This is a genomic window from Candidatus Didemnitutus sp. (genome assembly GCA_019634575.1).
Taxonomy (GTDB): Bacteria; Verrucomicrobiota; Verrucomicrobiia; order Opitutales; family Opitutaceae; genus Didemnitutus.
The window spans coordinates 2874053-2893577 of sequence record JAHCAY010000001.1; the positions used below are offsets into that span (position 1 = coordinate 2874053).

The window sequence follows — 19525 nt, forward strand, 5'->3', positions numbered from 1 at the left end:
AAAAGGCGACGTTGCGTGGAGGAGGACGGGATCGCGACGAGTGCGGCGGCCTCGGCGGCTGGGCCGCCGCGTGGTTGTCACCACATTCGCGGCGCGCCCAGCGGTCGCGCTTTGCCCGCGAAGGCGGCACCGACGAAGAGCAGCGCGAGCGCGGCGGCGAAGGCGCCATCGAACGCGCCGCCGCCGATGTAGCCGGGCTTGTGCTCGATGCGGATGTTCTGCGGTTCCTCCTTGGCGCGCACTTTGAAGAGTTCGAGTTCCTGGGAGAGATTGGCCGTCATCTGCGCGGCGGCGTCGGTGATGCCCTTGGCAGAGGCCTCGCGGAGGAAATCGTCGGTGCGGAACAGCGTGGAGTGGTTCTGCACGGTGCTGGTGCCCGGTGCACGGAAGAGCAGGCTGCGGCTGGAGATGTCGTAGACGACCGCTTCCATCAGCGTGTGCGTGGTGTTGCGCTGGGCGGGCACGATGTAGGCGCCGACGATGGTCCAGTAGGCGATGCTCGCCTCGGTGTCCGAAGAGTTTTGCGACTGGTCGTAGGAGAGGAGCGCGATCACATCGATGCCCATCATGGCGCGGAGCTGGTCGAGGTTTTCGAAGCCGCCGCCGGGGCGCAGGTAGGTCGTGGGGATGATCTCGATGGATTGGACGAAGGGGAGGGTCTTGAATTGGCCCGCGACCTTGCGGAGCAGCTCGGTTTTCTGCGCCTCGGAGATATTGCCCGGCGTGCGGTAGAAGGAGCCTTGGCCGTTGCTGACGCCGGTCGGCACGAACGCCACGCCGACGCGCAGTGGCAGGCGCAGCGTGGGGATGGTCGGTTGGACGAAGGGCGTTTCCTTGTTCGGATAGAGGAATTGCACGATGCTGCTCGCCTCGTGGTGCGAGCGTTCGCCGAAGAAGCCGACGCAACCGGTGAGCAGCGCGAGGGTGAGGGCGGCGGGGAGGAGGAGCAGGCGGCGGGAGTTCATGGCGCGCAGGTTACCCGAGCGCGTCGCGTCGGCGTTAATTGATAAACTTGATGCGGATATTGAGGCAGGGCGTTGGCACCGGCGCGGACGCCTGGTCGGCTGTAGGGGCGCTGTCTTGCTGCGCCCGGAACAGCGCCGCGAGCGGATGACGGGCGCAGGCAAGACTGCGCCCCTACCGAGCGGAATCCGCGTCGGCAGCTTGCGGCGCGCGCGGGATTGCCAGTGGCGGCGGTGCGCCGCACGCTGCCGGGCGCGCGATGAACATCCATCACCTCGAACTTTTCTACTATGTGGCGAAGCACGGCGGCATCAGCCGCGCGGTGCGCTCGATGCCCTACGGCATCCAGCAGCCGGCGGTGAGCAGCCAGATCCTCCAGCTGGAGCAGGATCTCGGCGCGAAGCTCTTCGAGCGCACGCCGTTTCGCCTGACCCCGACCGGCGAGGAGCTGATGACGTTCATCACGCCGTTCTTCGAGAACGTCGGGGCCGTGGGCGCGCGCTTGCGCAAGAGCGCCGCGCCGCAGTTGCGCATCGGCGCATCGGAGCTGGCCCTGCGCGATCACTTGCCGGCGATCATCGGGCATCTGCGCCGGCATGAGCCGAAGGTGCGATTGAGCCTGCGCTCGGGCTTCCAGCCGCAGATCGAGCGCTGGTTGCTCGACAAGGAAATCGATCTCGCGATCACGCCGATCGACAGCCGCCCGCCGGCCGGCGTGGAGCACAAGCTCCTGTTGCGCGTGCCGATCGTGCTGCTGGTGCCGAAAAAATCGCGGTGGAAGAAGGCCGAGGAACTGTGGGCCGGCGGCATACCCGAGGAGTCGCTCATCTGCCTGCCGGCGAACGAGTGCATGAGCATGATTTTCCAACGACACTTGAAATACCATCGCACGGCGTGGACGCCGGCGATCGAGGCGAGTTCGCTGGAACTCATCACGCAATACGTCGCGAGCGGCTACGGCGTCGGCGTGAATGTGGCGATTCCCGGCGTGATCAAGCATCGCGACGTGCGCGCGCTGCCGCTCGAAGGCTGCGATCCGGTCGAGGTGGCGGCATTGTGGCGGGGGCAACCGGCGCCGCTCGTGCAAGCCGTGCTCGACGCGGCCGGCGGCTACATCCGCAGCCAGTGGCCGGACTGGGCGTGCGCGTGAGGCGGTAGAGGGGAGCGCCAGCGACCTGTCGGATCGCTCTGCGCTACGGCGAAATCTAGCGTATTACGCTAGATTCACTTTTTTCCCGTGTGGCGTTTCTCGAGAACGCTGAGGGCGTCTTGGAGCGAGAGGCCTTTGACGCGGAGGAGCACGATGAGGTGGAAGAGCAGGTCGGCGGCTTCGTTGGCGAGCTCGACGTTGTCGCCGGCGGTGGCGGCGAGCGCGGTTTCCACGCCTTCCTCGCCGACTTTCTGCGCGACGCGCTTCACGCCTTCGCGGACGAGTTTGGCGGTGTAGCTTTTCTCGTCATCGGAGGCGATGCGCCGGTTCACGGTGCGTTCGAGCTGGGCGAGGAAACCGGTGCCGGTGGCGCCGCCGCCTTCGCCGAAGCACGAGCAGGTGCCGCGGTGGCAGGTGGGGCCGTTCGGGCGCGCGCGGACAAGCAGCGTGTCGTTGTCGCAGTCGCCCTCGACGCTCACGAGGTCGAGGAAGTGGCCGGACGATTCACCCTTGATCCAGAGGCGGTTCTTCGAGCGCGAGAAGAAGGTGATGCGCTTCGTCGCGAGCGTCTGCTCGAGTGCGGCGGCGTTCATGTAGCCGAGCATGAGGACTTGCTGCGTGTCGGCGTCCTGGATGATGGCGGGGAGGAGGCCGTCGCCTTTCTGCCAGTCGAGAGCGGAGAGAGCGGTCATGGGAAATTTTGGAAACCACGAATGGACACGAATGAACACGAATCAGGAAAAGCTGAATCGTGAGCCGGAGTCATTCGTGTGAATTCGTGTCCATTCGTGGTTAAGTTTGTTTGGGTGTGGGTGAGAAGGTTCGGTCTCTGGCCTGACTGGGCCAGTCGGAGACTGGCCCTACTTTTCAGGTGCGGACGCAGACGCCTTCGCGGGCGAGGTAGGATTTCAGGTCGGGGATCGGGATGGTGCCCTTGTGGAAGACGGACGCGGCGAGCGCGCCGTCCACGCCGGCTTGTTGGAAAACGTCGCGGAAATGCTCCGGCGCGCCCGCGCCGCCGGAGGCGACGAGCGGGATCGTCAGCACGGCGCGGACGAGTTTGAGCTGCGCGAGGTCGTAGCCGGCGCGCACGCCGTCCTGGTTCATGCAATTGAGCACGACCTCGCCGGCGCCGCGCTTCTGCGCCTCGGCGGCCCAGTCGATCGTGCGCCAGCGCGTGGACTGCGTCTTGTCGGGATTGCCGGTGTAGGCCTTCACGAAGTAGTCGCCGTTTTCCTGGCGGGAGTCGATGCCGACGACGACGGCTTGCGAGCCGAATTCGTCGGCCAGTGAGGTGATCAGATCCGGGTTTTCGAGGGCGGGCGAGTTGAGCGAGACCTTGTCGGCGCCGCTGTGGAGGATCACGCGTGCGCCGTCGAGCGAGCGGATGCCGCCGGCGACGCAGAAAGGGATGTCGATCACGCGGGCGACGCGCTCGACCCACGCGGCGGAGACGGTGCGGCCGTCGGAGCTGGCGGTGATGTCGTAGAAGACGAGCTCGTCGGCGCCGGCGTCGCGGTAGCGTTGGGCCAGCTCGATGATGTCGCCCATGTCCTCGTGGTTGCGGAACTGGACGCCTTTGACGACGCGGCCATCGCGGACGTCGAGGCAGGGGATGATGCGGCGGGCTAGCATACGAGCGCCTCCTGGAGCGTGAACTTCTTCTCGTAGAGCGCGCGGCCGACGATGGCGCCGGGGGCACCTTCGCGCTTGAGGCGGCGGAGGTCGTCGAGCGAGGAAACGCCGCCGGACGCTTGCGCGTCGATGGTCGGAAAATCGCGGCGCAGCTGCGCGTAGAGCTCGAAGTTCGGACCGGTCAGCTTGCCGTCGCGCGAGATGTCGGTGCAGAGGATGTGTTTCAGTCCGCGCGGGATAAACGTGCGCAGCGTGGCGTCGAGTGTGACGCCGCTGTCGGCTTGCCAGCCGGCGACGGCGATCATCGGCACGCCGGCGGCGTTGAGGCGGACGTCGAGCGCGAGGACGATTTTCTCCGGGCCGAATTTCTCGAGCCAGCCGCCGACGAGGTCGGGTTGTTTCACGGCGAGGCTGCCGACGATCACGCGCGTGACGCCGGCGTCGAGGAGCGTGCGAACGTGCGACTCGTCGCGGACGCCGCCGCCGGATTGGACGCGTAGGCCACAGGCTTGGACGATGGCGGCGACGAGCGCGGTCTGGCGCTGCGCGGGGTCCTTGGCGCCGTCGAGGTCGACGAGGTGCAGCCACGGCGAGCCCGCGGCGGCGAAGTCGCGCGCGACGGCGGCGGGGTCGTCGAAGTAGGCTTTCTCGGCGTCGAAGCTGCCCTCGGTGAGGCGCACGACGCGCCCGCGGCGGAGGTCGATGGCGGGATAAAGGATCATGCGGTGATGGCCAAAAAATTCTTCAGCAGCTGTGCGCCCGCGAAACCGGAGCGCTCGGGATGGAATTGCACGCCGTAGAAGTTGCCGCGCTGGACGACGGCGGCGAAGGGCGTGCCGTGCGTGGCGCTGGCGAGTGTGTGGGCGTTCACCGGGCCGGCGTAGCTGTGGACGAAATAGAAACGCGCGTCGCGGGCGATGCCGTGGAGGAGCGGTGTGTCGCGCAGGACTTCGAGGGTGTTCCAGCCCATGTGCGGCACGGTGATGCCGGGCGACTCGGGAATTCGGGCGACGCGGCCGGGGATGAGGCCGAGGGAGGTGGTGTCGCCCTCGTCGGAGGAGTCGAAGAGGAGCTGCTCGCCGAGGCAGAAGCCGATCACGGGTTGTGTGAGGCTGCGGATGGTGTCCACGAGATCGCGCGCGCGGAGTTTGCGCATGCCTTCCTGCGCGGAGCCCACGCCGGGCAGGATCACGCGGTCGGCCGAGCGGATGGTCGCGGGATCGGCGGTGAGCTGGCTGGCGATGCCGAGGCGCTCGAGCGCGAAGCGCACCGAGGCGATGTTGGCGCCGCCGCTGTCGACGATGGCTAACATCAGAGCACTCCCTTCGAACTCGGAATGTCGCTGCCGGCGGTGCGGGCGACGGCAGGGCGCAAGGCGCGGCCGAAACCCTTGAAGAGCGCTTCGATCATGTGGTGGGTGTTGTCGCCCGTGACCTTCATGTGGAGCGTGGCGGCGAGCGTATCGCTGAGCGATTTGAAGAAGTGCGAGACCATCTCGGTCGGCAGTTCGCCGACATTTTCGCGCGGGAAATCCGCTTCGAAGACCAGCCAGGCGCGGCCGCTGAGATCGAGGGCGACGTCGGCGCGCGCCTCGTCCATCGGCATGACGAAACCGTAGCGGCCGATGCCGCGTTTGTCGCCGAGGGCCTGCTTGAGCGCGGTGCCGAGGGCGAGGCCGACGTCCTCGATGGTGTGGTGTTCGTCGATGTGGAGATCGCCGTCGCAGGTGATGACGAGGCTGATGCCGGCGTTGCGGGCGATTTGCTCGAGCATGTGGTCGAAGAACCCTAGGCCGGTGCGGAACGAGACGGGCGCGGTGGCGTCGAGGTCCACGGTGACGGTGATCTTCGTTTCTTTGGTCTCGCGTTTGATGGTGGCGCGGCGCGGGGCGTCGACGAGCTGGCGGGCGAGTTCGGTCCAATTGAGCTTGGTGCGGTCGTAGCGCAGGCCGCGGATGCCGAGCGTCTCAGCGAGTTGCAGGTCGGTTTCGCGGTCGCCGATGACGGCGGAAGCGGCGCGGTCCCACGCGGTGTCGCGCAGATAGTCCATGACGAGGCCGGGTTTCGGTTTTCGGCAATCGCAACGGTCGGCGGCGGTGTGCGGGCAGACGCGGACGGCCTCGAATTTGATGCCCTGCGAGGCGAGGAGGTTGATCAACAGGTCTTGTAGCGGGCGGAACTCGCTCTCGCGGAAGCTCGGCGTGCCGAGGCCATCCTGATTCGTGACCATGACGAAGGTGTAGCCGGCATCGCGCAGGCGGCGGAGCGCAGGGATGACCTCGGGTTCGAGGGCGAATTTGTCGAGGCGGTCGATCTGCTGGTCGACGGGCTCGGCGATGAGCGTGCCGTCGCGGTCGAGGAAGAGGAGTTTCTTAGACATCGGAGCGTGGGAGCGAACGCGCGGATTTGGCGGAAGAAAGAGAAAGATTAAGAGAAAGAGGAAAGATTTCGCTCAGACACGGGCGAGGGTCTCCAGGGCGAAGTCGTTTTCGGCGCGCGTGCCGATGGTGATGCGGACGGTGTTGGGGACATCCTTGCTGCGGTCGCGGATGACGAGGCCAGCGGCGCGGGCGATGTTCATGACGCGGGCGGAGTCGGTGACTTCGACGAGGAGGAAGTTGGCGTCGCTCGGCCAGATTTTGCGGACGTGCGGGAGCTTCACGAGGGCGGCGGTGAGGCGGCGGCGTTCACCGACGAGATCGAGGGCGGACTGGCGCGCGGCGGAGATGCCGGCGGGAGTGAGTGCATCGAGCGCGGCGCGGACGACCGGTGCGGGGATCGGGTAGGGCGCGATGATTTTTTGCAGGACGCCGATCAGTTGCGGCGAGGCGAGAGTGACGCCGACGCGCGCGCCGGCGAGGCCGTAGGCTTTCGAGAGCGTGCGGAGGACGACGAGGTTGGGGTTGGCGTCGAGTTCCTGCACGAGACTCGGTTCGGTGGAGAACTCGGCGTAAGCTTCGTCAACCACGACGACGGCGCGCGTGGCGAGGGCGGTGACGACTTTGAGGACGGCGTCGCGATCGAGGAGCTGGCCGGTGGGGTTGTTGGGCGAGCAGAGGAAAACGAGTTTGGTTTCGGGCGTGATTGCGCGGATGACGGCGTCGGGATCGACGGCGAAGTCTTTTTCGCGGACGAGCGGAACGGTGAGGGCGCGGGCGCCCTGGATGGCGGCGGCGACGGAATACATGCCGTAGGTCGGCGGAGTGGTGAGAATCGAATCCTGGCCGGCGCGGCAGAAGGCGCGGAGGAGGAGGTCGATGCCTTCGTCGGAGCCGCGCGTGACGAGGATGCGGTCGGGTTTGACGCCGTAGAGCGAGGCGAGGCGCGCGACGACTTCGGCGGGTTGCGGCTCGGGGTAACGGTTCAGGCGCGGTGCGCCGGCGTGCGGGGTCGAGGGATTTTCGTTGGCGTCGAGCCAGACTTTGCCGCCGGAGGCTTCCTTGCGGGCCGATGAATACGGCGTGAGCGCGAGGATTTCGGCGCGGACGAGAGAGAGCACGGGGTCGGAGGTCATCGGGAGAGTTTCTGGAGGCGGACAGTGACGGCGCGGCGGTGGGCGACGAGGCTCTCGGCGTCGGCGAGGCGGGCGACGGTGCCGCCTAGGCGGGCGAAGCCGAGCGGCGTGGCTTCCTGCACGGTCATCGTGCGCGAGAAGTCGGCGAGGCCGAGGCCGCTGAACGAGCGCGCCCAGCCGTAGGTCGGCAGGACGTGGTTCGTGCCGCTCGCGTAGTCGCCGAGCGACTCGGGCGTCCATGGGCCGACGAAGACCGAGCCGGCCGCGGTGATCTGCGGGAGCAGGCGGCGTGGGTTGGCGAGCTGGAGGATGAGGTGCTCGGGCGCGTAGGCGTTGGCGATTTTGACGGCTTCGGCGGGCGAGGCGGCGAGGAGGACGCGGCTCTTTTTCAGCGCGACTTCGGCGATCTCGCGGCGGGGGAGGAGGCGAAGTTGCACGGCGACCTCGGTGGCGACGCGCGCGGCGATTTTTTCGGAGAAGGTGACCAGCACGACCTGCGAATCGGGGCCGTGCTCGGCTTGCGAGAGGAGGTCGGCGGCGACGAAGGCCGGATCGGCGGTGCGATCAGCGATGACCATGACCTCGGAGGGGCCGGCGGGCATGTCGATGGCGGCGCCGGCGGCGGAGCGCGAGACTTGGAGCTTCGCTTCGGTGACAAAGGCGTTGCCGGGGCCGAAGAGTTTGTCGCACTTCGGAATCGTTTTCGTGCCGGCGGCCATGGCGGCGATGGCCTGCGCGCCGCCGACCTTGAAGACGTCGGTGATGCCGCAGAGCTGCGCGGCGAAAAGGATCCAGGGGTTCACGCGGCCGTCGCGACCGGGCGGCGTGCAGAGCACACGCGTCGGGCAACCGGCGAGCTGCGCGGGGACGCCGAGCATGAGCGCGGTGGAGAAGAGCGGCGCGCTGCCGCCCGGGACGTAGAGGCCGACGCGTTCGATGGGGCGAGTGACTTTTTCGCAGACGATGCCGGGCATCGTCTCGACGCGGATAGATTTCGCGGCCTGCGCGGCGTGGAAGCGGCGGATGTTGCGGTAGGCGGTGCGGAGGGCGGCCTTGTCGGTGGGAGCGAGGGCTTTTTCGGCGGCGGCGAACTCGGCGGGGCTGACGCGCAGCGAAGTGAGTTTGGTGCCGTCGAATTTTGCCGTCAGGCGCTTCAACGCGGCGTCGCCGTCGTGGCACACCTCCATGATGATGCGGGAGACGGCGCTCGCGATGTCGGTGCGGCGCGTCTGCGCGGGCCGTTCGAGAGTGGCGGCGCGGCGGGCGGGCGAGAGTTTTTTCCAGACGAGCGTTTGCATGATCTCGTTCTCGTTCTTCTTTCTCGTTCCTCGTTCTCCTCCGAAGAGAACGAGAACGATTACGAGAAAGAGAACGAGTCGTTCACATCATCATCTTTTCGATCGGGAGCACAAGGATGGCGCTGGCGCCGGCGCGCTTGAGGGACTCCATGGTCTCCCAGAAGACGGCTTCCTGGCAGACGGCGTGGAGGGCGACCTTGGTGTCGTCGCCGGCGAGAGGGAGGATGGTCGGGTTCTCGGAGCCCGGGAGGAGTTTCTTGATCTCGGGCAGCGCGCTCTTCGGGGCGTGGAGCATGATGTATTTCGCTTCGGCGGCGAGCTGCACGCCGTCGATGCGGCGGAGCAGGATGTCGAGGGCGTGGCGCTTGGCGGCGTCGAGTGGGCGGTCGCAGCGGAGGAGCGTGGCCTTGGACTTGAAGATGGTTTCGACGGCGCGGAGGCGGTTGGCCTCGAGGGTGGATCCGGTGGCGACGAGGTCGCAGATGGCGTCGGCGAGGCCGAGGCGCGGGGCGATCTCGACCGAGCCGGTGAGGAGGACGACGTCGGCTTTCACGTTTTGCGCGGCGAGCCAGCGCTTGGTGAGGCGCGGGTAGGAAGTCGCGATGCGCAGGCCGGCGAGGTCGGCGGAGGAGGCGTAGCCGCGCTCCTCGGGGAGGGCGACAGCGAGGCGGCAGCCGCCGAAATCGAGGCGACGGTCGACGACGTAGGGGTTGTGCGTGCCGCCGGAGGTGCGCTCGAGGGCGGTTTCCTCGAGGACGTTCTCGCCGACGATGCCGAGGTCGCACACGCCGTCCATGACGAGCTGCGGGATGTCGTCGTCGCGGACGAAGAGGATGTCGATGGGGAAGTTCTCGGCGTGGAGGAGGAGTTTTTCCTTGGGGGCCTTGACCTTGATGCCGCAGCGGTTGAGCAGGTCGAGGGAGTCGGTGGAGAGGCGTCCGCTCTTCTGGATGGCGAGGCGGAGGCGGTCTTTGGAGGCGGGAGTGACGACGGGTGACATGGGCGGAGGAAGTAGCGAGTAGCGGGTGGTGAGTAGCGAGTAGATGGTAGGCGGTGGGAAAAGAAAAACCCCGGGGGCGAGTGCCACCGGGGTTTCAGAAATTGGGTTTCATCACCACGGGAAGGCACGCTGCCTTCCCGGGCAGGGAAGGCTAGGAGGAGTGGTGATGGTGGTGGTTGAGAACCATGACGAAGCGGACCGCCAAAAAGCCGGGATGGGCCGAAAGCGGCAAGCGATTTCTTTTGCCCGCCGCGGCATAAGTCCCGACAACGGGGCGCTCCCCCGACGCGAATGAGTCACCCTTCGCACAACGCCGGCGACGATCGCGGGCATTACCATGAAGAATTTACGCCGCAACCCAGCGCGTGGGCCGGCGCGGCCGTGACGGTGGGCGCGACCTACGTCATCTTTCTGATTTTCGCGCAGTTCGGTTTCCTGAAGCTCGTGCAGAGCGTCGTGGGCGAGGGAAGCCCGCTGATGAAAGCGATCCTCGGGGTGATGGCCGTGGCGGGATTGGGCGGCAGCGCGTGGGCCGGCTGGACGTTCACGGATAGCCGGAGCCAGCGCCGGTTGGTGGCGATGTTCGCGATCTGTGGGGCGGCGGCGGGTTTGAGCCTCGTGGCGCGCTCGGCGTGGCCGCTCTTCCTCGTGTCGCTCCTGATCGGGCTGGGCCTCGGCGGACTCACGGTCACGCTCGCCGGCACGTTGCGGCGGGTGACGGGCGGTGATCGGCTCGGTTCGGCGATCGGCCTCGGCACGGGCGCCGCCTACGCGATCTGCAATCTGCCGTTCGTCTTCAACGGCGGCCGGGAAACCCACGGGTTCGTCGCGCTCGCAGCGGCCTGCGTGGGCCTGATCGGCGTGCACCTGCTCGATGCGCGGGCGCCGCGGCAGGTGCCGAATAATTTCGACTATCAAACGCCCGGCCTCGTCGCGTGGGTGCTGGTGCTCCTGGCGCTCGTGTGGCTCGACAGCGGGGCGTTCAACATCATCCAGCATTCGCCCTACCTGAAGGAAATGACGTGGGGCAGCGGACGTCTCTACGCGAACGCCGCGATCCATTTCGCGGCCGCGTTGCTGGCCGGCTACATGATGGACAAGCGCTGGATCGGTCGCGCCGTGCTGCTGGCCACGATGATGTTGCTCGCGGCCTGCCTGCTCATCGAGCCGAACCGCGCCAAGCTCACCGAGGGCGTGTTGCTCTACACCGCCGCGGTTTCGATCTACTCGACCGCGCTCGTTTTCTATCCCTCGCGCAGCAGTCGCGCGAAATGCGCCGCGATCGTCTACGGTGTCGCCGGCTGGATCGGCTCCGGGCTGGGCATCTCGATGGTGGAGGGGCTTTCCGCGATCCCGCGCTGGCTGGTGGTGACGGCTGGCGCCGTGGCCATGGTGGGGCTTTTGATTCGCGGATGGATGTTGCGCCGCGAGGCGCGGCGGTTTGCGGCGGGATTGCTGGTGCTGGCGTTGCTTGCCGCCGGCGCGGCTTCGCCGGCGATCACCGGAAAATTTCCCGTTCGTTTAATGGAGTTGCCCACTCTGACATGAAGGGAAATGAATCGCCGTTCATCGGCGGTTCATCGCCGATTCATCTCCGCTCCCCAACTTGCGCCATGTCCCGCACTTCACCGACGCCCGCTGACGGGCGCCGCTCGCTCTGGTCTCGACTCCTCTCGCGCCGCCACGGCGGCGTAGCCATCTTTTTCGCGGTCTTTCTGATCGCGGCCTTCGTCACGCGGGTGGCGCTGCTGATCCAGGCGCGGCACGACGTGGTGTGGACCCCGTCTTTGCTCGCGGCATTTTTCTGGGGCGTGCTCTACGACCTGGGCGCGGCGGCGTGGGCTTCGCTGCCGCTGACGCTTCTGCTCGCGGCGCTGCCGGCGCGGTTCTTCGAGTGGGCATGGGCGCGCTGGCTGGCGGCGCTCGGTGCGTTCGCGATCGTCTACGCGCTGTTTTTCGGCACGGTTTCCGAGTGGACGTTCTGGGAGGAGTTCGGCGTGCGGTTCAACTTCATCGCGGTCGACTACCTCGTCTACACCACCGAGGTCGTAGGCAACATCCGCGAATCCTACAATCTCCCCGCGATCATCGGCGGCGTCGCCGCCGTGTCCGCGCTCGGGGTGTGGCTGCTCGCGCGCGCGGGTTGGCCGCAGACATGGTTCGCGCACGCGACCGAGCCGATGGGCCGGCGCTGGAAGGCGGCGGCGATCTGGTTCTGCGCCGCGATCGCGTTCGGCTCCATCCAGGACGAGCGGCTGCTGCCGACCTTCAAAAACAATTTCAACCGCGAGATCGGCAAGAACGGCCTCTGGGCGCTCTTCGCGGCGTTCAAGAACAACATCCTCGATTACGAGCAGTTCTACAAAACTCTCCCGATCGACGAGGCGTTCGCCCAAGTGCAGGCCAAACTCGTCGTCGACGGCTCCACGCTGCTGCGCCCCGGCGAGCGCGACACGCTGCGTTTCGTGAAAAACGACGGCGGCCCCGAGCTGCGTCCGAACGTCATCCAGATCACGGTCGAGAGCCTGAGCGCCGACTTCGTCGGCATCTTCAACCACGCCTCGAAGCTCACGCCGCATCTCGAGGCGCTCGCGCGGCACAGTCTGGTGTTCGATAATTTCTATGCCACCGGCACGCGCACCGACCGCGGCATGGAGGCGCTCACGCTCTCGCTGCCGCCGACACCCGGCCGCTCGATGATCAAGCGCCCGAACAACGAGAACATGTTCACGCTCGGCTCCGTGTTCCAGGCGAAGGGCTACGACACCGCGTTCATCTACGGCGGCTTCGGCTACTTCGACAACATGAACTACTTTTTCGGCCACAACGGCTATCGCGTCATCGACCGCAACAGCCCCGAGGCCGACGTCACCTTCGCCAACGTCTGGGGCGCGTGCGACGAGGACCTCTATCGCTGGACGATGCGAGAGGCCGACAAGTCCTTCGCCACCGGCAAGCCGTTCCACTACTTCGTCATGACGACGTCGAATCACCGCCCCTACACGTTTCCCGAGGGCAAGATCGACCTGCCGTCGAAGATCTCCGGCCGCGCCGGCGCGGTGAAATACACCGACTTCGCCATCGGCCAGTTCCTCAAGGACGCGGAGTCGAAGCCGTGGTTCAAGAACACCGTGTTCGTCATCGTCGCCGACCACTGCGCCTCCAGCGCCGGCCGCGCCGAGCTGCCGGTGCAGAACTACCACATCCCGCTCTTCATCTACTCGCCCGGCGGCCACATCGCACCCGGCCGCATCCAGGCGCTCACCAGCCAGGTCGACTACGCGCCCACGCTGCTCGGCCTGCTCAACTGGAGCTACGTCTCGCGCTTCTTCGGTCACGACATCCGCCGCACCCCGCCGGAAAACGCCCGCGCGCTCATCGGCAACTACCAGAAGCTCGGCCACCTCGAGCATGGCCACTTCGTCGTGCTCCGCCCGCAGCGCGGCGCCAATTCCTACACCGTGGACCTGCGCACCGGCGGCCTCACACCCGCCCCGCGCGACGAGGCGAACGAGAACGCCGCCATCGGCTACTACCAGAGCGCAAATTACCTCTACGAACACCGCGCCTACAATGCCCTCACGCCGGAAGAGCTGGCGAAGTTCACCGCCGAGGGTGAAAAGCGCGCCGCCGAAAAAACGACCGGCAAATGAATCTCCGTCGCAACCTCCCCGCGCTCGTCGTGCTTTGCCTCGCGCCGCTCGTGCGCGCGGAGGAGCCCACTCCGCCCGTCGCGACCGAGCCGGCGAAAGTCCAAAAGGCGACCGACGACGACCTGCGCATCCAAGGCATCTTCAACAGCGCGCTCCCCGGCACCGAGCGGAAGAGTTCGTTGCGCCTGATCGTGCACCCGCACCTCGGCGACCTCACGAAGCGCGACGAGATCCGCACCGCGCTGGGATTGCGCTACGGCCTCACCGCGGAATGGGAAGCCACCGCGGAGACCGACGCCTACTTCACGCACGGTTTGAAGGGCGGCAATTTCGGCGAAGAGGCGGGCTTTGCCTCGATTCACCTCGGCACGAAATATCGCCTCGGTGACCCGCTGAAGCTCGGCGTCGATACGTCGATCGGCCTCGATTGGTCGCGCCCGCTCGGCACGCCGCCACCGGATGTCACCGATGGCCTGAAACACGTCTCGCCCTACTTCACCATGTCGCGCCCGCTCCAGTCGCATCCCGGCTGGCGCGTGTTCTGGGGGCTCGGCTACGACGACGTCACGCAGACCGACGTCATCGGCAAGCTCGAGAAGAACGACCTCCGCGACGACTCGCTTGGTCTCTCCGGCGGCGTGCTCTGGGAGCGCGGCCCGACGACTTACACGCTCGAGACGACCTACCAGACGACGCGCTTCACCAGCGACAGCGACCGTTACGTGCTCGGCATTCGCCCCGGCGTCGTGTGGACGATTCCGCCGAAATACACCTTCCACGCCAAAGGCAAGTGGCTGCTCGGTGTCGGCTTCCGTTTCACGCACGGACCGGACGGCAACGACGTCGGCCTCAACGCCAAGCTCCGGGTGAACTTCGATTTCAAGCGCTTGCTCGGTCGGAAAAAAGACCCAGCGTCGGCGCCATGACGCTGCGCGCGCCCGAATTTCTCGATCGCACGCTCTGGCCAGCGGTGCTGCTGCTCGCCGGCGCGCTGGCGATTTTCGAGTTCACGGACGTCGACCTGGCGTTGCAGGACCATTTCTACGACTTCGCGCAGCAGCGCTGGATTGTCGACGGCACCGAGCCGGTCGGCCGCGCCTTGTTCTACAACATTCCGAAGATCGGCGTGATGGTCACCGGCGTGGCGCTGCTCGCGCTCGCGCTCGGCCCGGCGCGCTGGCGCGAGCGGTTGCGCCTGGAGCGGCGCGGTTTGTGGGTCGCGGTCGCGACGCTCGCGACGGTGCCGGCGCTCGCCGGCCTCGGGAAGAATTTCACCAACGTCCACTGTCCGTCCGAGATCCGCCGCTACGGCGGCGATGTGGCCTACGCGAAGCTCTGCTCGCCGTATCCCGCGGACGACCAGCCGAAGCAAAAAGGCCACTGTTTCCCCGCCGGCCACGCCAGCGGCGGCTTCGCCCTGCTCGCGCTCGCGTGGCTGCGGCCGTCGCGGCGCATGCGTGCTGTCGGCCTCGCGCTCGGCCTGGGCCTCGGTTGGTATATGGGTGCGTATCAGATGCTAAAGGGGGCGCACTACCTCAGCCACACCGTGACGACGATGTTGCTCGCGTGGATCGTGGCGCTGGCCTGGCGCCGGATGCTGTGGCGCGGCTGGGGAGTAAGTTCCTCCGCTAATTGAGTAGTTTCGAGGCAGACGCGCGCTTGACGCCGTCGGGCACTGGCGGTCCGCTCCTTTTATCCGCGCAACCACCCTGTGGGCCTCGGGGCGATCCAAGCGGAGCTTACCAGCGCCCTCCATGAACCTTCGCACGCCCATGAACGACGGCACGCCGCATGTGTTGGTGGTCGAGGATGACGAGAACGACGTTTTCTTCCTGCGGCGCGCGCTGCAAAGCGCGGGTGCCGTCATCGATCTCCACGTGGCAAGCGACGGCCGTCAGGCGTTGGATTATCTCCTCGGTTGCGACGGTTTCAGCGACCGCGTGAAGCACCCGCTGCCGAACGTCGTCCTGCTCGACCTGAAAGTGCCCTACATCTCCGGTCTGGACGTGCTGCGGCAGATCCGCGCGACGCCGGAGCTGCGCAAGCTGATCGTGGTGATCCTCACGTCGTCGGCGCTCGAGTCCGATGTCACGCAAGCCTACGAGATCGGCGCGAATTCATTCCTCGTGAAGCCGAGCCGGCTCGAGGATCAGCGGGAACTCGCGCTGCGCATCGTCGGCTACTGGCTCCGTTCGAATCTCCCGCCGCCGCTGCGATCCAGCCGCGACGGGGCGTGAGCGGGTGAACCGCGCCGCGTTTCCGGAGTAACGCGGCGGGCGCGCGGCGTTACGCTTACGGCAACTTGGCCTGGATGGCCTTGCTCGCGGCGGCGAAGTCGATGAGCGGCGCCTCCGGGCGCTGTTTGAGCGCGCCGATCACCTTGCCCATTTCCTTCTTCGAGGCGGCGCCGGTGGCGGCGATCACCTCGGCGATGAGCGCGTCGAGCTTGGCGGGGTCGAGGCCTTGCGGGAGATATTTCTCGAGGTGGCCGATCTCGGCGGTGTTGGCGGCGACGAGGTCGGCGCGGCCACCCTTCTCGAACTCGGTGCGGGCGTCGGAAAGATTTTTCACGGCCTTGCGGATGGCCGTGATCGCGAGGGCGTCGTCGATCGGCTTGTTCGCGTCCATCGCGGCGCGCTGGATCGCGGCGTCCATGGTGCGGAGCGCGGTGGAGCGGGCGGTGTCGCGCGCCTTCATGGCGGTGACGATGTCGGCACGGAGAGTTTCGTAGACGTTGGCCATGGGGCGGAAGATGCCGCTTTCGCGCCAAAGCGAAAGCGTGGAGTGTGTCGCGTCCAGATCGCCGCTTGTCCCTTCGAGGGGAAGGGGGCAAAAGAGATTCCCGGGCCACGCTTGTGCGAGTCCGCACGAGCGCAATCGAAGCACTTGCCTCCCATGAATGCGCCCCGCTACGACCGATTGTCCCACCGCATGCTGCAGGCGTTGAGCCGGAATGCATGGCTCAGCGTGTCCGCTCTCACCGAAGCGGCCGCTCGCGACGCCCGCTTTATCAAAGTCAGAGTGCGCGCCGCACTCACCCTGCTCTTGGATTGCGGCGCAGTTGTCGTCGTGAAGAAGGGGGGAGAAAAGGGGTTCAGCCTGACCGAAGCCGGGCGCGCTCTGCTCGCCGAATGGGATCGCACCGCGCCGCCGCCGGATGAACTCGCGCGCAGGCTATCCAAGCCGGAGATACCTTGGGTGGCCCACAAACTGAGAAGGCCGCCAGCCGACCTCGAGGAGGGGGAGGCGGAAACCTCGGCGGATGAGGCCCCCGCATTTTCGTTGGGCACCGCGCGTCCGCCGGCTGCACCATTGCCGGATGATCTGCTGAGCGACCCGCGCATCGTGCCGGTGTGGTATGGCACGAACCGCCGGCCGGAAAACGCGGCGGACGAACACGATGGCTATGGCGGTGCCACCGATGATCGCATGCATTACGGCTATTGCACCGTGAACGTGCCGAAGCGCTACGTGAAGGGCGGCTCGGGACGCGGCTGGCTCGGCCGCCTGATCCATCGCGAGCAAACCGAACTTGAGCTCGGCAGCATCATGCCGCTGGCGGAGGCGGATTTTTTGTCCCGGCTCGCGAGCACGCTCAGCGCCATCAAGGAGGCACCGGCGATGCTCCTGTTCGTGCACGGCTTCCGCACGACCTTTCGTGCCGCGGCGGAGAGTGCGGGACAGTTGAGCTACGAACTGGATCTGCCGGTCGCGCTTTTCAGTTGGCCATCACGCGGCAAGCTCGCCGGCTATCTCGCGGACGAAGAAGCCGCGCGCGAATCCGTCGCCGCCTTGAAGGATTTCGTGCGGACGCTCGCCGCCACCGCGGCGGCGCAAGGCCGTCGACTCCACGTGATCGCGCACAGCATGGGCAATCGGGCGCTGCTCCAGGCGCTGCATGAGGTCGCATTGCAGGGTGCCGCCGGCGGTCCGCAGATTGGCCAGGTGATCTTCGCCGCCCCCGACGTGCCTCAACGTGAATTCCTGCGCCAGCTGGCGCGGGTTGCGGCGGCGCCGGGACTGACGGCCGGGCACACGCTCTACGCCGCGAAGGACGACCTCGCCCTGTTTGCCTCGCAGGAACTGCATGACAATCCGCGCGCCGGCATCTGCCCGCCGGTCACGACCGCGCCGAATTTGGAGACGGTGGATGTTTCGCACTACAATCTCTCGGTGCTGGGCCACGGCTACTGCTTCAATATCGGTCCTGTGCTGGAAGACATCTCGGTCGTGTTGCACGGCGGCAAGTTCCGCCTGCGCAGCCGTGCCACGGGCGGCGGTCACTGGGTCCTCGGTTGAACCGCCAAAGGTTGTCCGAAAACCGGGCTTCCGCCGTCGACAGCGTGCTGGCGCGCGCCCGTTGCTCTCTGGGGCGCGATCAAGATCGCTGCCTACCGCTTCGGCAAAGCGCGCTTTGGGATCGCGTCTAGAGCAATTCCAGCTGCACGCCGCCGGGCCGGCGGAAGTGCGCAGTCGAGAGCGTGAACTCCTCGCGGTTCAGGCCGAGACGGCGCGTCGTCACCGCGAATACCTGCCGCAACTGCTCGGCAAAAATGCCTTCGCCGCGCCCACGCACGCCGAAGCGCGCATCGTAGAGCTTGCCGCCGCGCATCTCGCGCACGCGGGCGAGCACGCGCTCCTTTTTGCCCGGCTCGTGGGCGTCGAGCCAGTCGATGAACACGTCCTTCACCGCGTGCGGCAGGCGCAGCGTGATGTAGTTGGCGCGTCGCGCGCCGGCGTCGCGCGCGGCCTCGAGGATGGCGGGCAGTTCGTGGTCGGTGAGGCCGGGAATCACGGGCGCGACGTTCACGCTGACCGGCACGCCAGCCTCCGCGAGCAGGCGAATCGCGCGCAGGCGATGCTCGGGACGCGCGGCGCGCGGCTCGAGCTTGCCGGCGAGCGCGGCGTCGAGCGTCGTGACGCTGAGCGTGACGGAGACGCAATGCCAGCGTGCGAGCTCGGCGAGCAGGTCGACGTCGCGCGTGATGAGGAAGTTTTTCGTGATGAGGGCGACGGGGTTCCGGAACTCCGCGAACACCTCGAGGCAGGCGCGCGTGAGGCCGAAGCGCCGCTCGGCGGGCTGGTAGCAGTCGGTGACGCCGCTGAGCATGACCGGCTGCGGCTGCCACTTTTTCGCCGCGAGCTCGCGCCGCAGCAATTCGGGCGCGCGGCGCTTTACCAGAATCTTCGTCTCGAAATCCAGGCCGCTGCTCCAGCCGAGGTAGTCGTGGAACGGCCGGGCGAAGCAATAGGCGCAACCGTGCTCGCAGCCGCGGTAGGGATTGAGGCCGAAAGCCGCGCCGACGTCGGGGCTGTCGTTGGCCGAGAGCACGGTCTCGCTCGCATCGTCGAAGAACTGCGTGCGCGGAAGCGGCCGCTCGATGGGCACGCCGTGGTCGTCGAACTCGACGAAGTCGGGGTCGGCCTCCACCGCGATGGGCTCGAAGCGGTTGGCGGGATTCACGCGCGCGCCGCGGCCGATGGGAGCAGGCGACGGGGCGGGCGCGGTGGACATGCGGCGAAGGTATGCAAGCGGTCCGCGCCGCCAGCACGAAGTGGAAATCGCGGGCGAAAAATCGCCGCGCGCGGCGTTGATGTCGTGCCGCGCGCGCGATGAGATGGTCGCCATGTCCGCCGCCGCCGATTCCCGCGCGCTCGAGCTTGCCTTCGCGTATCTCGCCGCGGCGGACGCGTTGCCGGCGGAAGCGGCGGACGTCGTGCTCGGCCTCGGGCATTTCGACCGGACGATTCCGCGGCTGTGTGCGGAGCTGGCGCTGGCGGGGCGGGCGCGCTGGATCGTTTTCTCCGGCGGCGTCGGCGCGGGCAGTGGCGATTTCACGCAGGCGGAGGCGTTGGAATTCCGCGACGACGTGCGGCGACACTGGCCAGCGGTCGAGGCGCGGATCGCGCTGCTTGAAACGCGTTCGACGAACACGGGTGAGAATCTCGCGTTTACCACCGCCGCGCTCGCGGCGGCGCGGCCGGATTTGCGGCCGGGCGACGGGCTGCGTTCGGCGATCGTCGTGGCGACGCCGTGCCGGTTGCGTCGCGCGCTAGCGACGGTGCGGCGGCATTGGCCGGAGGTGCGGAGCGTCGGCACTTGCGCCGTGCGGTCGCTGGCCGAGGAGGAAGCGTTCTACGCGCGGCACGGGTTGGCGCTGCGCACGCAGGTCGCGGGCGAGTTCGAGCGGTTGGCGAGTTATCCGGCGCGGGGCTTCATGGCACCGATCGAGGTGCCGGCGGACGTCTGGTCGGCGGCGCGGCAGCTCGGTGCGAAGGTTTAGAAAAACGTCGCCCGCCGGCGTAAAACTGG

At 67.2% G+C, this 19525-nt stretch carries 19 protein-coding genes; 8 read left to right on the forward strand and 11 right to left on the reverse strand.

The features are described from left to right. Window positions 1-77: 77 nt before the first annotated feature. The gene (rhlP, locus tag KF715_12035) at window positions 78-965 is read right to left on the reverse strand and encodes a rhombotarget lipoprotein (protein MBX3737416.1); all 888 of its coding nucleotides are present in this window, start codon (window positions 963-965) and stop codon (window positions 78-80) included. Window positions 966-1222: 257 nt separating this feature from the next. Between rhlP and KF715_12040 the strand changes: the two genes are divergently transcribed. Next, window positions 1223-2113, forward strand: coding sequence for a LysR family transcriptional regulator (locus tag KF715_12040; protein ID MBX3737417.1), 891 nt, complete (start codon window positions 1223-1225; stop codon window positions 2111-2113). Between the two features lie 74 nt (window positions 2114-2187). On the opposite strand, the gene KF715_12045 is transcribed toward KF715_12040, so the two are convergent. The 8 genes from KF715_12045 to hisG all read right to left on the reverse strand — a co-directional run bounded on the left by KF715_12045 (window position 2188) and on the right by hisG (window position 9559). Then, on the reverse strand, window positions 2188-2805 hold the full coding sequence (locus tag KF715_12045; GenBank protein MBX3737418.1) for a bifunctional phosphoribosyl-AMP cyclohydrolase/phosphoribosyl-ATP diphosphatase HisIE: 618 nt from the start codon (window positions 2803-2805) through the stop codon (window positions 2188-2190). 175 nt (window positions 2806-2980) lie between these two features. Next, entirely contained in the window at window positions 2981-3748 is a 768-nt protein-coding gene (hisF, locus tag KF715_12050; protein MBX3737419.1) for an imidazole glycerol phosphate synthase subunit HisF, read from the reverse strand. Further along, entirely contained in the window at window positions 3742-4470 is a 729-nt protein-coding gene (gene hisA, locus KF715_12055; GenBank protein MBX3737420.1) for a 1-(5-phosphoribosyl)-5-[(5-phosphoribosylamino)methylideneamino]imidazole-4-carboxamide isomerase, read from the reverse strand. The genes hisF and hisA overlap by 7 nt, the downstream gene beginning before the upstream one ends. Beyond that, window positions 4467-5060: an imidazole glycerol phosphate synthase subunit HisH gene (gene hisH, locus KF715_12060; GenBank protein MBX3737421.1), complete on the reverse strand. Its 594-nt coding sequence runs from the start codon at window positions 5058-5060 to the stop codon at window positions 4467-4469. Before hisH ends, hisA begins: the two co-directional genes overlap by 4 nt. Further along, window positions 5060-6127: a bifunctional histidinol-phosphatase/imidazoleglycerol-phosphate dehydratase HisB gene (gene hisB / locus KF715_12065; protein ID MBX3737422.1), complete on the reverse strand. Its 1068-nt coding sequence runs from the start codon at window positions 6125-6127 to the stop codon at window positions 5060-5062. Before hisB ends, hisH begins: the two co-directional genes overlap by 1 nt. A 72-nt stretch (window positions 6128-6199) precedes the next feature. Next, window positions 6200-7261: a histidinol-phosphate transaminase gene (gene hisC / locus KF715_12070; GenBank protein MBX3737423.1), complete on the reverse strand. Its 1062-nt coding sequence runs from the start codon at window positions 7259-7261 to the stop codon at window positions 6200-6202. Next, complete coding sequence (gene hisD / locus KF715_12075; GenBank protein MBX3737424.1) at window positions 7258-8559, reverse strand: histidinol dehydrogenase; 1302 nt, start codon at window positions 8557-8559, stop codon at window positions 7258-7260. The genes hisC and hisD overlap by 4 nt, the downstream gene beginning before the upstream one ends. Window positions 8560-8641: 82 nt before the next feature. Then, the gene (hisG, locus tag KF715_12080) at window positions 8642-9559 is read right to left on the reverse strand and encodes an ATP phosphoribosyltransferase (protein MBX3737425.1); all 918 of its coding nucleotides are present in this window, start codon (window positions 9557-9559) and stop codon (window positions 8642-8644) included. Between the two features lie 291 nt (window positions 9560-9850). Between hisG and KF715_12085 the strand changes: the two genes are divergently transcribed. From KF715_12085 to KF715_12105, 5 genes are all read left to right on the forward strand, one after another. Continuing rightward, window positions 9851-11107 carry a hypothetical protein gene (locus KF715_12085; GenBank protein ID MBX3737426.1) on the forward strand — a complete coding sequence of 419 codons (1257 nt, stop codon included), beginning with the start codon at window positions 9851-9853 and terminating at the stop codon, window positions 11105-11107. Further along, window positions 11104-13212 carry a sulfatase-like hydrolase/transferase gene (locus KF715_12090; protein MBX3737427.1) on the forward strand — a complete coding sequence of 703 codons (2109 nt, stop codon included), beginning with the start codon at window positions 11104-11106 and terminating at the stop codon, window positions 13210-13212. Before KF715_12085 ends, KF715_12090 begins: the two co-directional genes overlap by 4 nt. Beyond that, window positions 13209-14138: a hypothetical protein gene (locus KF715_12095; GenBank protein MBX3737428.1), complete on the forward strand. Its 930-nt coding sequence runs from the start codon at window positions 13209-13211 to the stop codon at window positions 14136-14138. Before KF715_12090 ends, KF715_12095 begins: the two co-directional genes overlap by 4 nt. Then, on the forward strand, window positions 14135-14848 hold the full coding sequence (locus KF715_12100; GenBank protein MBX3737429.1) for a phosphatase PAP2 family protein: 714 nt from the start codon (window positions 14135-14137) through the stop codon (window positions 14846-14848). Before KF715_12095 ends, KF715_12100 begins: the two co-directional genes overlap by 4 nt. A gap of 118 nt (window positions 14849-14966) precedes the next feature. Next, window positions 14967-15449 (forward strand): response regulator, encoded by a 483-nt coding sequence (locus tag KF715_12105; GenBank protein ID MBX3737430.1) that lies wholly within the window; start codon window positions 14967-14969, stop codon window positions 15447-15449. 55 nt (window positions 15450-15504) lie between these two features. On the opposite strand, the gene KF715_12110 is transcribed toward KF715_12105, so the two are convergent. Continuing rightward, a complete protein-coding gene (locus KF715_12110; protein MBX3737431.1) occupies window positions 15505-15954 on the reverse strand; it encodes a GatB/YqeY domain-containing protein in 450 nt (149 codons plus the stop codon). Window positions 15955-16107: 153 nt separating this feature from the next. On the opposite strand from KF715_12110, the gene KF715_12115 reads away from it, so the two are divergent. After that, window positions 16108-17511, forward strand: coding sequence for an alpha/beta fold hydrolase (locus tag KF715_12115; protein MBX3737432.1), 1404 nt, complete (start codon window positions 16108-16110; stop codon window positions 17509-17511). 127 nt (window positions 17512-17638) lie between these two features. On the opposite strand, the gene KF715_12120 is transcribed toward KF715_12115, so the two are convergent. Further along, window positions 17639-18727, reverse strand: coding sequence for a PA0069 family radical SAM protein (locus KF715_12120; protein MBX3737433.1), 1089 nt, complete (start codon window positions 18725-18727; stop codon window positions 17639-17641). A 112-nt stretch (window positions 18728-18839) separates the two neighbouring features. On the opposite strand from KF715_12120, the gene KF715_12125 reads away from it, so the two are divergent. Continuing rightward, window positions 18840-19496, forward strand: coding sequence for a YdcF family protein (locus tag KF715_12125; protein MBX3737434.1), 657 nt, complete (start codon window positions 18840-18842; stop codon window positions 19494-19496). Window positions 19497-19525 lie beyond the last annotated feature (29 nt).